This is a genomic window from Pseudomonas beijingensis (assembly GCF_030687295.1).
In the GTDB taxonomy this organism is placed as follows: domain Bacteria; phylum Pseudomonadota; class Gammaproteobacteria; order Pseudomonadales; family Pseudomonadaceae; genus Aquipseudomonas; species Aquipseudomonas beijingensis.
On the sequence record NZ_CP117425.1, the window covers coordinates 5,418,945 to 5,434,711 of the forward strand.

Annotated in this window: 11 protein-coding genes and 2 pseudogenes; 11 read left to right on the forward strand and 2 right to left on the reverse strand. The window is 61.6% G+C overall.

From position 1 onward, the window contains the following. The first annotated feature begins 183 nt into the window (after nt 1-183). Complete coding sequence (locus PSH84_RS24025) at nt 184-501, forward strand: Rieske (2Fe-2S) protein (RefSeq protein ID WP_122564901.1); 318 nt, start codon at nt 184-186, stop codon at nt 499-501. On the opposite strand, the gene sfsA is transcribed toward PSH84_RS24025, so the two are convergent. Then, nucleotides 457-1,212, reverse strand: a complete 756-nt coding sequence (gene sfsA / locus PSH84_RS24030; protein WP_305468518.1) for a DNA/RNA nuclease SfsA — start codon at nt 1,210-1,212, stop codon at nt 457-459. The genes PSH84_RS24025 and sfsA overlap by 45 nt on opposite strands. Further along, on the reverse strand, nt 1,212-2,384 hold the full coding sequence (locus PSH84_RS24035) for a pyridoxal phosphate-dependent aminotransferase (RefSeq protein ID WP_305468519.1): 1,173 nt from the start codon (nt 2,382-2,384) through the stop codon (nt 1,212-1,214). The genes sfsA and PSH84_RS24035 overlap by 1 nt, the downstream gene beginning before the upstream one ends. Nucleotides 2,385-2,721: 337 nt before the next feature. Between PSH84_RS24035 and dksA the strand changes: the two are divergent. The 10 genes and pseudogenes from dksA to pgi all read left to right on the forward strand — a co-directional run. Beyond that, nucleotides 2,722-3,153 (forward strand): annotated as a pseudogene (gene dksA / locus PSH84_RS24040) (RNA polymerase-binding protein DksA); the annotation flags it as partial. Between the two features lie 243 nt (nt 3,154-3,396). Then, a pseudogene (gene gluQRS, locus PSH84_RS24045) lies at nt 3,397-4,288 on the forward strand (tRNA glutamyl-Q(34) synthetase GluQRS). Between the two features lie 77 nt (nt 4,289-4,365). Then, entirely contained in the window at nt 4,366-4,542 is a 177-nt protein-coding gene (locus PSH84_RS24050; protein ID WP_003176118.1) for a hypothetical protein, read from the forward strand. After that, nucleotides 4,526-7,480, forward strand: a complete 2,955-nt coding sequence (locus PSH84_RS24055) for a sensor histidine kinase (protein WP_170866875.1) — start codon at nt 4,526-4,528, stop codon at nt 7,478-7,480. The genes PSH84_RS24050 and PSH84_RS24055 overlap by 17 nt, the downstream gene beginning before the upstream one ends. A 22-nt stretch (nt 7,481-7,502) precedes the next feature. Further along, a complete protein-coding gene (locus PSH84_RS24060; RefSeq protein WP_122564906.1) occupies nt 7,503-8,936 on the forward strand; it encodes a sigma-54-dependent transcriptional regulator in 1,434 nt (477 codons plus the stop codon). Nucleotides 8,937-9,747: 811 nt separating this feature from the next. Beyond that, nucleotides 9,748-11,145 carry a polynucleotide adenylyltransferase PcnB gene (locus tag PSH84_RS24065; RefSeq protein ID WP_305468523.1) on the forward strand — a complete coding sequence of 466 codons (1,398 nt, stop codon included), beginning with the start codon at nt 9,748-9,750 and terminating at the stop codon, nt 11,143-11,145. A 3-nt stretch (nt 11,146-11,148) separates the two neighbouring features. Beyond that, complete coding sequence (gene folK / locus PSH84_RS24070) at nt 11,149-11,634, forward strand: 2-amino-4-hydroxy-6-hydroxymethyldihydropteridine diphosphokinase (protein WP_122564908.1); 486 nt, start codon at nt 11,149-11,151, stop codon at nt 11,632-11,634. Between the two features lie 369 nt (nt 11,635-12,003). Continuing rightward, on the forward strand, nt 12,004-12,804 hold the full coding sequence (gene panB / locus PSH84_RS24075) for a 3-methyl-2-oxobutanoate hydroxymethyltransferase (protein WP_122564909.1): 801 nt from the start codon (nt 12,004-12,006) through the stop codon (nt 12,802-12,804). Then, nucleotides 12,801-13,661 (forward strand): pantoate--beta-alanine ligase, encoded by an 861-nt coding sequence (gene panC, locus PSH84_RS24080; RefSeq protein WP_122564910.1) that lies wholly within the window; start codon nt 12,801-12,803, stop codon nt 13,659-13,661. Before panB ends, panC begins: the two co-directional genes overlap by 4 nt. Nucleotides 13,662-13,997: 336 nt before the next feature. Next, complete coding sequence (gene pgi, locus PSH84_RS24085; RefSeq protein WP_122564911.1) at nt 13,998-15,662, forward strand: glucose-6-phosphate isomerase; 1,665 nt, start codon at nt 13,998-14,000, stop codon at nt 15,660-15,662. Nucleotides 15,663-15,767: the final 105 nt, after the last annotated feature.

Below are 15,767 nucleotides of genomic sequence, written 5' to 3' on the forward strand. Positions count from 1 at the left end.
CGCCATTTGATAATTGTTTTCATTTGACCGTCAAGCATCGATCTTTTGCCACATAGAGCGATGTGGGAGCGAGCTTGCTCGCGATAGCGGCCTGTCAGTCACTGAGATGTTGAATGTGCCGCCGTCATCGCGAGCAAGCTCGCTCCCACAGGGATTTACACCGACAGACATATAGAGACACACATGAAGTTTCTTTGTAGCGCCGCCGAAGTGCCCGACAACGGCAGTCGCGGTTTCGACCTCGATGGGCGCAAGGTGCTGGCCGTGCGACGCGCCGGCCAGGTGTATGCCTATCTCAACCGCTGCCCGCACCGTGGCGTGCCACTGGAATGGCAACCCGACCAGTTTCTCGACCCCAGCGCCAGCCTGATCCAGTGCGCCACTCACGGCGCATTGTTCCTGATCGAAAGCGGTGAATGCGTGGCCGGCCCCTGCGCCGGTCAGTTCCTGGCTGCGCTAGACAGCCGGGAGGACGAGCAAGGCATCTGGGTCGAGCTGTAGCGGTTCAAGCAATACCGGCAACGCACGGTCCACCCACATCTGCTCGGGCGTCAACGTAACCCCGTAGGCCAGCACCTCCACACCCGCCGCTACCGCATCACGCAAGGCAGCGGCGTACGCCGGGTCGATCTCGTGTGCCGGGCGTACCGCCTCGATGCCGCTCAGGTTCACGCAATACAGCTGCACTGCCCGCACGCCTTCCCGAGCCAGGCAGGCAAGCTCCCTCAAATGTTTGGCCCCGCGCAGGGTCACTGCATCGGGAAACGCGGCCACATTAGTACCATCGAAACCCAGCGTGACACTTTTGACTTCGACCCAGGCCGAGCCCTGAGCGTAGTCCAGGCGAAAATCGATACGACTGTTTTCCACGCCATAAGCCACTTCACGCTTGAGCCCCGTAAACCCGTTCAGTTCGCTGATGACCCCGGCGCGCAAGGCTTCTTCGACCAAGGCGTTGGCCCGTGCGGTATTGATGCAGGCCAGCCGCCCTTGAGGGGTTTCGCCGATTTCCCACGTGCCGGGCAACTTGCGCTTGGGGTCGCTGGAGCGACTGAACCAGACGCGCGCGCCTTCAGCCATGCAATTGAGCATAGAGCCGGTGTTGGGGCAGTGAATAGTGAGGAGTTCGCCGTGAACGGTCTCGATATCAGCGAGAAAACGCTTGTAACGTCGAATCAGACGCCCCTCTTCCAGTGCAGGAGAAAAATGCATCAGCCTTGCCAGCTCCGCAGTCCACGTTCGATTCGCGCCACCGCTTCCTGTAACCGCGGCAAGCTCTGTGTGTAGGCGAACCGCACATGGTGGCTGGCCTGATGGCGGCCGAAATCCAGACCCGGCGTGAAGGCCACGTGTTCGGTTTCCAGGAAGTGCTGGCAGAACGCAAAGGCATCGCCGCCGAACGCGCTGATATCGGCATAGAGGTAAAACGCCCCCTGCGGTTCCACCGCGATACCGAAGCCCAGCTCCCGCAAGGCCGGCAGCAGAAAGTCGCGGCGCAGCGCGAACTCGGCCCGCCGCTGCTCGAAGATTTCGATCGTGGCGGGCTCGAAACAGGCCAGGGCAGCATACTGGGCCATGCTCGGCGCACTGATGTAGAGGTTCTGCGCAAGCTTTTCCAGCTCGCCGATGGCTGCCGACGGGGCCACCAGCCAGCCAAGCCGCCAGCCGGTCATGCCGAAATACTTGGAAAAACTATTGAGGACAAAGGCGTCGTCGTCGACTTCCAGCACGCTGGCGGCGTCGGTGCCGTAGGTCAGGCCATGATAGATCTCGTCCACCACCAGATGGCCGTTGTGGCCCTTGATGGCCTTGGACAACCCTGCCAGCTCGTCCCGGGTGAGAATCGTCCCGGTCGGATTGGCCGGCGAGGCCACCAACGCACCGACGCTGTCCTGGTCCCAATGGCGATTCACCAGGTCTGGCGTCAATTGGTAGCGCACATCCGGCCCCACGGGCACCAATTGCGCCGCGCCTTCGACCAAACGCAAGAAATGACGGTTGCACGGATAGCCGGGGTCGGCCAACAGCCAATGCTTGCCCGGGTCCACCAGCAAGGCGCTGGCCAGTAGCAACGCGCCAGAGCCGCCCGGCGTGATCATGATACGTCGAGGATCGATGTCGACCCCGTAGCGCTGCCTGTAGAAACCTGAGATGGCCTCGCGCAGCTCGGGGATGCCACGGGCCGCAGTGTAACGGGTCTTGCCCGCCGCCAGCGCCGCCTGGCCGGCCTGGATGATCGGCTCGGCGGTGGTGAAATCCGGCTCGCCTATCTCCAAGTGGATGACGTCATGCCCGGCGGCTTGCAGTTCGTTGGCGCGGGCCAGCAGCGCCATCACATGGAAAGGTTCGATGGCGCGGCTGCGCGCACTGTAGGGCTGAGCCATTGGCCTTCCTTCAGGGGAAAAGAACCGATTCTACCCAACTCAGGAACAACTGCGGGAACGCGCGCGAACCCAAAGCGGTCTGAGCCCTCGGATTGCAGGAAATGACTCCTGCGATTGGCCCAGGCTTGACTAGAATCAAGCATTGAGCAGGTTGACATCCCCACCGAAGCGAACCCGATCACGTTTTACAGGCCCCGGCCGCCGCAGGCTCGACAACCGGGAGTAGCGCGGCCCGATTTGATCTGGTAAGTTCGCCCGCTTGCAGCCGCAGGGCCGGCAGGTGTCGGTGATGGAGCAATCCTGCGTAGTGGATTACAAGAGTAGAGGCGGTCCATTCATGCCCACCCAAGCAAAGCAAAATCAAAATCAGTCGCTCAGCGGGTTTGAGCCTTACGTCCCGCAAGCTGGCGAAGAGTACATGGGCGCCCCCATGCGCGCGCACTTCACCAAGATCCTGAACAAGTGGAAACAGGACTTGATGCAGGAAGTCGACCGCACCGTGGATCACATGAAAGACGAAGCGGCCAACTTCCCCGACCCGGCCGACCGTGCCAGTCAGGAAGAAGAGTTCAGCCTCGAGCTGCGCGCCCGTGACCGTGAGCGCAAGCTCATCAAGAAAATCGACAAGACGCTGCAACTGATCGAAGACGAAGAATACGGTTGGTGCGAGTCCTGTGGCGTCGAGATCGGCGTCAAGCGTCTGGAAGCCCGTCCGACCGCCGACATGTGTGTCGACTGCAAGACCCTGGCGGAAATCAAGGAAAAACAGGGTCGGCAAGTAATCGCCGAGACTGTCACCGAAACGGAGCGTTCATACGCTCCGTTTTTTGTTTCTGGCACCTTCGGTACACCCAATACCCTTGTGGGAGCGAGCTTGCTCGCGATGACGGCGGCATATTCAATACGGGTGCAAGCTGACCCACCGCTATCGCGAGCAAGCTCGCTCCCACAGGGATAGGTTTCGTCAGCAAGCGTTATATCCCTACCGCTCAGACTCAGTAACATTCGCCCTATGACTGCCACCGCCCCCTACATCGGACGCTTCGCCCCCACCCCCAGCGGCCACTTGCACTTCGGCTCACTGGTCGCCGCACTGGCGTCGTACCTCGATGCCCGGGCCGTGGACGGGCGTTGGTTGCTGCGCATGGAAGACCTCGACCCGCCTCGGGAAGAACCGGGTGCGCAAGCGGCGATTCTCAAGGCGCTGGAAAGCTACGGGGTTCGAATGGGACGGCGAGATGGTTCGCCAAAGCGAGCGCCATGATGCCTACGACCAGGTCATCAACCGGCTATTCAGCCAGGGCCTGGCCTATGCCTGCACCTGTTCGCGCAAGCAACTGGAGGCGTATCAAGGCATTTACCCGGGCCTGTGCCGCAATGCCGGGCACGGCACCGAGGACGCCGCCATCCGCCTGCGTGTCCCTGAGCTTGAGTACCACTTCACCGACCGGGTCCAGGGCGAGTTCCGCCAGCACCTGGGCCGTGAGGTCGGTGATTTCGTGATCCGCCGCCGCGACGGGCTCTACGCCTATCAATTGGCCGTGGTCCTGGACGACGCCTGGCAAGGGGTGACCGATATCGTGCGCGGCGCCGACCTGCTGGACTCCACGCCGCGCCAGCTCTATTTGCAAGAACTGCTCGGCTTGCCACAACCGCGTTACCTGCACGTGCCATTGATCACCCAGCCCGACGGGCACAAGCTCGGCAAATCCTACCGTTCACCGCCGCTGGCGGCCGACCAGGCCACGCCGCTGTTGCTGCGGGCGTTGCGCGCACTAGGCCAGCAACCGGGCCTCGAACTGCTCGACGCCAGCCCACGGGAACTGCTGGCCTGGGGCATTCGCCACTGGGACGCGGGCAAGATCCCGCGCACACTGAGCCTGCCCGAAGCGCAAATACGTTGACGGCCCTTGCAGCTTGGCGCCCATCCGTTACCATCGCCGCACGTTTTCGGGCACGCGCATAAATTAGAGAGGCCGGGATGTATATCTATCGCTTGGTCCTGCTCCTGGTAGTGGGGATTTACTTGTTCTCCCCGGCCATCATGGATTGGTGGATCGATGCCACGGGTGCCTGGTATCGGCCGTATCTGCTCTGGCTGATCCTGATTGTCGTGACCTTCATCCTGCAGAGCCAAAAAGATGCCGATGAGCTTTAGCCTGACCCAGATGATCCTGATCAGCGCCGCCTACCTGGCGGTGCTGTTCGGCGTGGCCTGGATCAGCGAACGGGGCATGATCCCCCGGGCGATCATCCGTCACCCGCTGACCTACACCCTCTCACTGGGTGTCTACGCCAGCGCGTGGGCGTTCTATGGCACGGTCGGGCTGGCCTATCAGTACGGTTATGGTTTCCTCTCCAGTTACCTCGGTGTATCGGGCGCGTTCCTGCTGGCGCCAGTGTTGCTCTACCCGATCCTGAAAATCACCCGCACCTACCAACTTTCCTCCCTGGCCGACCTGTTCGCGTTTCGCTTTCGCAGCACCTGGGCCGGCGCCCTGACCACGATCTTCATGCTGGTCGGGGTGTTACCGTTGCTGGCCCTGCAAATGCAGGCCGTGGCCGACTCCATCAGCATCCTGACCCGCGAACCGGTGCAGCACCGGGTGGCGTTGAGTTTCTGCGTACTGATCATCCTGTTCACGATTTTCTTCGGTTCCCGGCACATCGCCACACGGGAGAAACACGAAGGCCTGGTGTTCGCGATCGCCTTCGAGTCGGTGATCAAGCTGATCGCCATCGGCGGCGTCGGTCTCTATGCCCTGTACGGCGTGTTCGACGGCCCGCAACAGCTGGAAGTGTGGCTGCTGCAGAACCAGACCGCCCTCGCCGCCCTGCACACGCCCTTGCAGGAAGGCCCGTGGCGCACGCTGTTGCTGGTGTTCTTCGCCTCGGCCATCGTGATGCCGCACATGTATCACATGACCTTTACCGAAAACCTCAACCCGCGCTCGCTGGTGAGCGCCAGTTGGGGCCTGCCGTTGTTCCTGCTGCTGATGAGCCTGGCGGTGCCGTTGATCTTGTGGGCCGGCTTGAAGCTGGGCGCCAGCACCAACCCGGAATACTTCACCCTGGGCATCGGCATCGCCGCCAACAGCAAGGCCCTGGCGTTGCTGGCCTACGTTGGCGGCCTCTCGGCGGCCAGCGGCTTGATTATCGTCACCACGCTGGCCTTGTCGGGCATGGCCCTCAACCACCTGGTGCTGCCGCTCTACCAGCCACCGGCCGAAGGCAACATCTATCGCTGGCTGAAATGGACTCGACGGGCGCTGATCGTCGCGATCATCATGGCCGGCTACGGTTTCTACCTGATGCTGGGCGACGGGCAGGACCTGGCCAACCTGGGCATCGTCGCCTTCGTCGCCACCTTGCAGTTCCTGCCCGGCGTGCTGTCGGTGCTGTATTGGCCGACCGCCAACCGCCGCGGCTTCATCGCCGGCCTGCTGGCGGGAATCCTGGTGTGGCTGGTGGCGATGCTGCTGCCGCTGATGGGTAACTTGCAGGGTTTCTATATTCCGCTGCTGAACATGATCTACGTGCTCGACGACACCAGTTGGCACATGGCGGCCATCGCCTCCCTGGCGGCGAACGTGCTGATGTTCACCCTGATCTCGCTGTTCACCAACGCCAGCAGCGAAGAAGCCAGCGCCGCCGAAGCCTGTGCGGTGGACAACGTTCGTCGCCCGCAGCGCCGCGAGCTGCACGCCGCCTCGCCCCAGGAGTTCGCCACGCAACTGGCCAAGCCCCTCGGCGCCAAGGCTGCGCAAAAGGAAGTCGAACAGGCCCTGCGCGATCTTTACCTGCCCTTCGATGAACGCCGCCCGTATGCCTTGCGGCGCCTGCGAGACCGGATCGAGGCCAACCTGTCCGGCCTGATGGGCCCCAGCGTGGCCCAGGACATGGTCGAGACGTTCCTGCCCTACAAGGCCGGTGGCGAGAACTATGTCACCGAAGACATCCACTTCATCGAAAGCCGCCTCGAGGATTACCACTCGCGCCTCACCGGCCTGGCTGCCGAACTGGACGCCTTGCGCCGTTACCACCGCCAGACCTTGCAGGAACTGCCGATGGGTGTGTGTTCCCTGGCCAAGGACCAGGAAATCCTGATGTGGAACAAGGCCATGGAAGAACTGACCGGGATCGCCGCCCAGCGCGTGGTCGGTTCACGCCTGAGCACCTTGGGCGAGCCATGGAAAGGCTTGCTGCAAGGCTTCATCGACCTGCCGGACGAGCACCTGCACAAACAGCACCTGGCCCTCGACGGCCAGACCCGGTGGCTGAACCTGCACAAGGCGGCGATCGACGAGCCGTTGGCACCCGGTAACAGCGGCTTGGTACTGCTGGTGGAAGACCTGACCGACACCCAGATGCTCGAAGACAAGCTGGTCCACTCCGAACGACTGGCAAGCATTGGCCGGTTGGCCGCCGGGGTGGCCCATGAAATCGGCAACCCGATCACCGGCATCGCCTGCCTGGCGCAGAACCTGCGCGAAGAGCGCGAGGACGACGGTGAGCTGACGGAAATCAGCGGTCAGATCCTCGAACAGACCAAACGCGTTTCGCGCATCGTCCAGTCGCTGATGAGCTTCGCCCATGCCGGCGGTCACCAGCACAATGACGAGCCCGTCTGCCTGGCCGAAGTGGCCCAGGATGCCATTGGTCTGCTGGCCCTCAACCGGCGCAATTTCGAGGTGCAATTCTTCAACCTGTGCGACCCGGACCATTGGGTCGATGGCGACCCCCAGCGGCTCGCCCAGGTATTGATCAACCTGCTCTCCAACGCGCGGGACGCCTCACCGGCCGGCAGCGCGGTGCGGGTCAAGAGCGAGGCTTTCGAACACACGATCGACCTGATCGTCGAAGACGAAGGCAGTGGTATCCCACAGAACATCATGGACCGATTGTTCGAACCCTTCTTCACCACCAAGGATCCTGGCGAAGGCACCGGTCTGGGCCTCGCACTGGTCTATTCCATCGTTGAAGAGCATTATGGACAAATCACCATCGACAGCCCGGCCGATGTTCAGAGCCAACGCGGCACCCGTATCCGGGTGACCTTGCCGCGTCATGTCGAAGCGACGTCCGCTGTGAACTGAGACCGTCGAGAGAATCGAATCAATGCCGCACATTTTGATCGTCGAAGACGAAACAATTATCCGCTCCGCCTTGCGCCGCCTGCTGGAACGCAACCAGTACCAGGTCAGCGAAGCCGGTTCAGTGCAGGAAGCACAAGAACGTTTCAGCATCCCCACGTTTGACCTGATCGTCAGTGACCTGCGCCTGCCGGGCGCACCGGGTACCGAGTTGATCAAGCTCGGCCAGGGCACGCCAGTGCTGATCATGACCAGCTACGCCAGCCTGCGCTCGGCGGTCGACTCCATGAAAATGGGTGCGGTGGACTACATCGCCAAACCGTTCGACCACGACGAGATGCTCCAGGCCGTAGCCCGCATCCTGCGCGACCGACAGGCGGCGACCAGCAACCCGGCGGAACCCGTTGGCAAGGCCAGCGCTTCTGCAAAAGCCGGTGCCAGCAACACTAACGGCGAAATTGGCATCATCGGTTCCTGCCCGCCCATGCAGGACCTGTACAGCAAGATTCGCAAAGTGGCGCCGACCGACTCCAATGTCCTGGTCCAGGGCGAGTCCGGCACCGGCAAGGAGCTGGTGGCCCGCGCCCTGCACAACCTGTCGCGCCGGGCCAAGGCACCGATGATCTCGGTGAACTGCGCGGCGATTCCGGAAAGCCTGATCGAGTCCGAACTGTTCGGTCACGAGAAAGGTGCGTTCACCGGCGCCAGCGCCGGGCGTGCCGGGCTGGTGGAAGCGGCGGACGGCGGCACGTTGTTCCTCGATGAAATCGGCGAGCTGCCACTGGAAGCCCAGGCGCGGTTGCTGCGGGTGCTCCAGGAAGGCGAAATCCGCCGGGTCGGCTCGGTGCAGTCGCAGAAGGTCGATGTCCGCCTGATCGCGGCCACCCACCGTGATCTCAAGAGCCTGGCGAAAATCGGCCAGTTCCGCGAAGACTTGTACTACCGCTTGCACGTGATCGCCTTGAAGCTTCCGGCCTTGCGCGAGCGTGGCGCGGACGTCAATGAAATCGCCCAGGCGTTTTTGGCCCGCCAGAGCGCGCGAGTCAACCGTACCGACCTCAAGTTCGCCCCGGATGCCGAACAAGCCATTCGTCATTACGCCTGGCCGGGTAACGTTCGGGAGCTGGAAAACGCGGTCGAGCGGGCAGTGATCCTGTGCGAGAGCCCGGAAATCTCTGCCGACCTGCTGGGCATCGACATTGAACTGAGTGATCTGGACGATGAAGAATTCATCGGCCTGGCCCCACAACAGGGCGGCGCTGCCAACAACACCAGCCACGAACCCACCGAAGACCTGTCCCTGGAAGACTACTTCCAGCATTTCGTCCTGGAACATCAGGACCACATGACCGAGACCGAACTGGCCCGCAAGCTGGGCGTCAGCCGCAAGTGCCTGTGGGAACGGCGCCAGCGCCTGGGGATCCCACGGCGCAAGACCGGGGCGACCAGCGAAAGCTGATTTGTGGGAGCGAGCTTGCTCGCGATGGCAGTGTGTCAGTCACCCTTTGTGCAAACTGATACGCCGCCATCGCGAGCAAGCTCGCTCCCACAGAGGGAAGGTTCGAACACTGATGAATGTGAAAAAACTGTTACCCCAGTCTTTTTCACGTAACAGAAGCCGGGGTTTACGGTAACGAAACCCCGGCTTTTTTTCGCCTCGGAAAAATGGCTATAACCATAGAACCCCCGGTTTCTCTGGGTTTCGCAAAAGTTGGCACGCACCCTGCTATAGCTTTGGTACAAGAACAATAACAAGCAATGCAAAAGACAATAAAAATAAGACGAATCGACTCACGCACAATAAAAACAAGACGGCGAGAGGCGCAGCTAACTGATTCTTTTGGAGAGGCGTTGTATTTGGGGCTTGCCCCACAACCAGGCCGAGAACAATAAAAACTGTCTCAAGACAGGTGCCTGAACTGGTTGGATCGATTGATCACTGCAACACAGCGACCAAAGCAATCCGTTTGCTCTTGGCTCCCGATTGGGAGGGTCACGAAGGGAAAACCTCGTGGCGCGGGCACTCAACAAAAACAAGAAGCCCGAAACCAATAATAAAAACAGAGCACGCAACTAATTCTGGGGGAGCTTCGGCTCCCCTTGTGGTTTCTGTCATTCCCCTTCCCTGAAGCCTACAAAGCTTGTCGCTTGAAGCTTGCAGCTCAAAACTGCTCCGTCCTACACCATCCCTCGACTAAATGCTAGAATCCCCGCCCATCATGCGGTCATTCTTCGTTTTTGGCCGAATATTCCTTCAAACAGTGCATCCCATGCTGAAGAAGCTGTTCCAGTCATTCCGTTCTCCCTTGCGTCGTACGCAACACATTCGCAGCACGCCTGAAGTGCTCAACAGCGGCCAGCATTCGCTGCAAAAGGCCCAGTTCAGCCGTTATGCGGTGAACATCGTCGAACGTTTGCAGAACGCCGGCTACCAGGCTTACCTGGTCGGCGGTTGCGTGCGCGACATGCTGCTCAACATCACGCCCAAGGATTTCGACGTCGCCACCAGCGCCACGCCGGAACAGATACGGGCCGAGTTTCGCAATGCACGGATCATTGGCCGGCGCTTCAAGCTGGTCCATATCCACTTCGGCCGCGAAATCATCGAAGTGGCGACCTTTCGCGCCAACCACCCGCAAAACGATGAAGAGGAAGACAGCAACCAGTCTTCCCGCAATGAGAGCGGGCGCATCCTGCGCGATAACGTCTACGGCACACTGGAAGAAGACGCGCAGCGCCGCGACTTCACCATCAACGCCCTGTATTACGATCCGGTCAGCGAGCGCATCCTCGATTACGCCAACGGCGTACACGACATTCGCAATCGCCTGATCCGTCTGATCGGTGATCCGAAGCAGCGCTACCAGGAAGACCCGGTGCGGATGCTGCGGGCCGTGCGTTTCGCCGCCAAGCTGGATTTCGGCATCGAAAAACACAGCGCCCTGCCGATTCGCGAACTGGCACCGATGCTGCGGGAAATTCCTTCGGCGCGCCTGTTCGAGGAAGTGCTCAAGCTGTTCCTGTCAGGCAACGCGGCCGATACCTTCGAAATGCTGGTGGACCTGCAGCTGTTCGATCCGCTGTTCCCCGCCAGCGCCGAGGCCCTGGAGCACAATCCGACCTATACCCACACCTTGATCAGCGAAGCACTGATCAACACCGACCTGCGCATCAAGCAGAACAAGCCAGTGACGCCGGCGTTCCTGTTCGCCGCCTTGCTCTGGCCTGCCCTGCCGGCCCGGGTGCTGCGCCTGCAAGACCGTGGCATGCCACCGATCCCGGCGATGCAGGAAGCCGCCCACGAGTTGATCGCCGAACAGTGCCAGCGCATCGCTATTCCAAAACGCTTCACGATGCCGATCCGCGAGATCTGGGACATGCAGGAGCGCCTGCCACGGCGCAGCGGCAAACGTGCCGACCTGCTGCTGGACAACCCGCGTTTCCGCGCAGGCTACGACTTCCTGCTGCTGCGTGAAAGCGCAGGCGAGCAGACCGATGGCCTGGGCGAATGGTGGACCGATTACCAGGACGCCAACGACAGCGAGCGCCGCGACATGATTCGTGAACTCAGCGGCAAGGATGACGGCGCCAGTGGCCCGCGCAAGCGCCGCCGCAGCAGCGGTGCCAAGCGCAAACGTGCCGGCGTACCGAGCGCATCGGGCGAGTAATCGATGGAACGCATCTACATCGGCATGGGCAGCAACCTGGCCGAACCCGCCGAACAATTGCGCAGTGCCGTCCAGGCGCTGGCGCAATTGCCCGACACCCAACTGGTGGGGGTCTCGGCGTTTTATCAAAGCGATTCCCTGCTACCCGGCCAGCCGCGCTACACCAACGCGGTGGCGGCGCTGGACAGCCACCTGGCACCGCTTGACTTGCTCGATGCGCTGCAAGCCATCGAAACCGGACAGGGTCGCGAACGCCTCGAACGCTGGGGCCCACGCACCCTGGACCTGGATATCCTGCTGTTTGGCGAGCGCCTGATCGACGAGCCTCGCCTCAAGGTCCCCCACTACCACATGCAGGCCCGGGCCTTTGTCCTGTACCCGCTGGCCGAATTGGCCCCCGCCGACTTGCGCCTGGCCGATGGGCGCCTGCTCAAGGATCTCCTTGCGGCGTGCCCATTCGTTGGTCTGGAACGCTTGCCACCGAACTGAAGCAGTTCCTCTTGTGGGAGCAAAGCTTGCTCGCAATTGCGGTGGGCCAGTGAACATCCATACCGTCTTCTGATCCACCGCCATCGCGAGCAAGCTTTGCTCCCACAGGATGCGGTACTGGACAGTCATTCCGGGGACACACTCCTACGCTGAAACGCATCAGTAACCCCGGTAACACCCGGCGGTAACACATCCAATTGACTTCCCGAGTGCTCCTCACGACTATAGGCGTCCCGTAGCCGCCAACGCGGCGTTTAAAGGGCGCAATCCAGGCCTTACAAGCACCACGCATAGAAGGTGCGCCTGTATAAATGGCGAATCATGCGCGTTACTCGCAGTAGTTCACGAGCGCCTAATGAGGACTTTTTCATGCCAGCTATTACCCTGACCACGCTGCAAGGTCTCAAGCAAAAAGGTGAAAAAATCACCATGCTGACCTGCTATGACGCAACCTTCGCCCATGCCTGCAATGAGGCCGGTGTCGAAGTGCTGCTGGTGGGCGATTCCCTCGGCATGGTGCTGCAAGGTCACGACAGCACACTGCCGGTGACCACCGCCGAGATGGCCTACCATGTGGCCGCCGTCAAACGCGGTAACACCGATGCGTTGATCCTCGCCGACCTGCCGTTCATGGCCTACGCCACCCTCGAACAAACCATGACCAACAGCGCCATGCTGATGCAGGCCGGTGCCCACATGGTCAAGGTCGAAGGCGCGTTGTGGCTGGCCGACTCGATTCGGCTGCTGGCCGAGCGGGGTATCCCAGTGTGCGCGCACCTGGGCCTGACCCCCCAAGCGGTGAATATCCTCGGCGGCTACAAGGTCCAGGGCCGCAATGAAAACCAGGCGCGGCAGATGCGCGCCGATGCGATTGCGCTGGAGCAGGCGGGTGCGGCGATGTTGCTGCTCGAATGCGTGCCCAGCGAACTGGCGGAAGAAATCACCCAGGCGGTGAAGATCCCGGTGATCGGGATCGGCGCCGGCAACGCCACCGATGGCCAGGTGCTGGTGCTGCACGACATGCTCGGGCTGTCGATCACCGGTCGCGTGCCCAAGTTCGTGAAGAACTTCATGGTCGGGCAAACCTCCATCCAGGGCGCCCTGAGTGCCTACGTCGCGGAAGTCAAGGCGGCGACCTTCCCGGGCGCCGAACACGGGTTTTCCGCATGAACACCGTCAAAACCGTACGCGAATTGCGGGCCGCCGTAGCCCGTGCCCGTGGCGAAGGCAAGCGCATCGCCTTCGTGCCGACCATGGGCAACCTGCACAGCGGTCATGTGGCGCTGGTGACCAAGGCCGCACAACGGGCCGACTTCGTGGTGGCGAGCATTTTCGTCAATCCGCTGCAATTCGGCGCTGGCGAAGACCTGGACAAATACCCCCGCACCCTCGCGGCCGACCAGGAAAAACTGCTCCAGGCCGGCTGCCAACTGCTGTTCGCCCCCAGCGTCGAAGAGATGTACCCCGACGGCATGGCCGGACAGACCCGGGTCAGCGTCCCGCAATTGTCCGAAGGCTTGTGCGGCGCCAGCCGTCCCGGGCATTTCGAGGGTGTGGCGACGGTGGTCAGCAAGCTGTTCAACATGGTCCAGCCTGACCTGGCGGTGTTTGGCCAGAAAGACTTCCAGCAACTGGCGGTGATCCGCGCCCTGGTCCATGACTTGAACATGCCGATCCAGATCATCGGCGAGCCGACCGTGCGCGCCGAGGATGGCTTGGCGCTGTCGTCGCGCAACGGCTTCCTCAGCCCGGATCAACGTGCCGTCGCGCCCGTGGTCTATCGCGTCCTGAGCCAGATCGCCGAGGCAATCAAGCAGGGCCAGCGGGATTTCCCCGCGCTGATCGGCGCGCAGCTCAAGCAACTCGAAGCCGCCGGCCTGCGTCCCGATTACCTGGAAATCCGTCACGCCAAGACCCTGCGCCCAGCGTTGAGCGAGGACCGCGACCTGGTGATTCTGGTGGCCGCCTTCCTCGGTACCACGCGCCTGATCGACAACCTGCATCTGGATCTCGACACCCCCGCCTGAACACCACAAAACCCTGTGGGAGCGAGCTTGCTCGCGATAGCAGTGGGACAGTTGATGTAATGCTGACTGACACACCGCCATCGCGAGCAAGCTCGCTCCCACAGTGGACCAGTAATATCCCCAACACCTCCGTCTGTCGGCCCTTTCCCACCCTCGTTGTATAAAAAAGTACCGGGAACCGGTCTTACAAAGTCAAGACAGATCGCAACGCGAGGTTTACTGTAGTCGCCCTGTGTCTGGCGATCGTGTCGATGCAGTGTCCGGACGCCCACCTCGAGCCGCGCCGGAATTTTTAGTGTACAAAAGGTCGTTCAAGTAAAAAGGAAACCCGCAGCGATGGCGTATTACCGAACCCCTCATGACGTGACCGCTCTGCCAGCCTGGCAAGCGCTGAATGACCACCGCAAAGCCATGCAGGATTTCAGCATGCGCGAAGCGTTCAATGCCGATCCGCAGCGTTTCACTCAATTCACCCTGTCGAGCTGCGGCCTGTTTCTCGACTACTCGAAAAACCTGATCAACGCCCAGACCCGCGACCTGCTGGTGGGCCTGGCCAACGAAGTCGACCTCAAGGGCGCGATCAAGTCGCTGTTCGAAGGCGAAATCGTCAACGCCTCGGAAAACCGCCCTGCCCTGCACACCGCCCTGCGTCGGCCGGTGGGCGACAAATTGCTGGTCAACGGCGTCAACGTGATGCCGGACGTGCACAAAGTGCTGAACCAGATCACTGACCTGGTCGGCCGCATTCACGACGGCCTGTGGCGCGGCTACACCGAGAAGCCGATCACCGACGTGGTGAACATCGGCATCGGTGGTTCTTTCCTCGGCCCGGAACTGGTGTCCGAAGCGCTGTTGTCCTACGCGCAAAAAGGTGTTCGCTGCCACTACCTGGCGAACATCGACGGCAGCGAGTTCCATGAACTGACCATGAAGCTGCGCGCCGAGACCACGCTGTTCATCGTCTCGTCGAAATCCTTCAACACCCTGGAAACCCTGAAGAACGCCCAGGCTGCCCGCGCCTGGTACCTGGCCCAGGGCGGTTCCGAAGCGGAGCTGTATCGCCACTTCATCGCCGTGTCGAGCAACAACGCCGCCGCCGTGGCCTTCGGTATCCGTGAAGAGAACATCTTCCCGATGTGGGACTGGGTCGGCGGGCGTTACTCGCTGTGGTCGGCCATCGGCCTGCCGATCGCCCTGGCCATCGGCATGTCGAACTTCAAGGAATTGCTCTCCGGCGCCTATTCCATGGACCAGCATTTCCAGAGCGCCCCGTTCGAGCAGAACATGCCGGTACTGCTGGCGCTGCTGGGCGTGTGGTACGGCAATTTCTGGGGCGCGCAGAGCCATGCGATCCTGCCGTACGACCACTACCTGCGCAACATCACCAAGCATTTGCAGCAGTTGGACATGGAATCCAACGGCAAGAGCGTGCGCCAGGACGGTACCCCAGTGTCGACCGACACGGGCCCAGTGATCTGGGGCGGCGTCGGCTGCAACGGTCAGCACGCCTACCACCAGTTGCTGCACCAGGGCACCCAGTTGATACCGGCCGACTTCATCGTGCCGATCGTCAGCTTCAACCCGGTTTCCGACCATCACCAGTGGCTGTACGCCAACTGCCTGTCCCAGAGCCAGGCACTGATGCTGGGCAAGACCCGCGCCGAGGCCGAAGCCGAGTTGCGGGACAAGGGCGCCAGCGAAGAAGAGGTGCAGAAACTGGCCTCCCACAAGGTGATTCCGGGCAACCGTCCGAGCAACACCCTCGTGGTCGAACGCATCAGCCCACGGCGCCTTGGCGCACTGGTGGCGCTGTATGAACACAAGGTGTTCGTGCAGAGCGTGGTCTGGGGCATCAACGCTTTCGACCAATGGGGCGTGGAGCTGGGCAAGGAACTGGGCAAGGGTGTCTACAACCGCCTGGTGGGCAGCGAAGAAAGCCCGGCCGATGACGCCTCGACCCAGGGCTTGATCAACTACTTCCGCGGGCGTCACCGCGGCTGATCGAGTTCACCGCTAATCCCTGTGGGAGCGAGCTTGCTCGCGATGGCGGTGTGTCAGTCAACCTCTGTGTTACTGATCCACCCCCATCGCGAGCAAGCTCGCTCC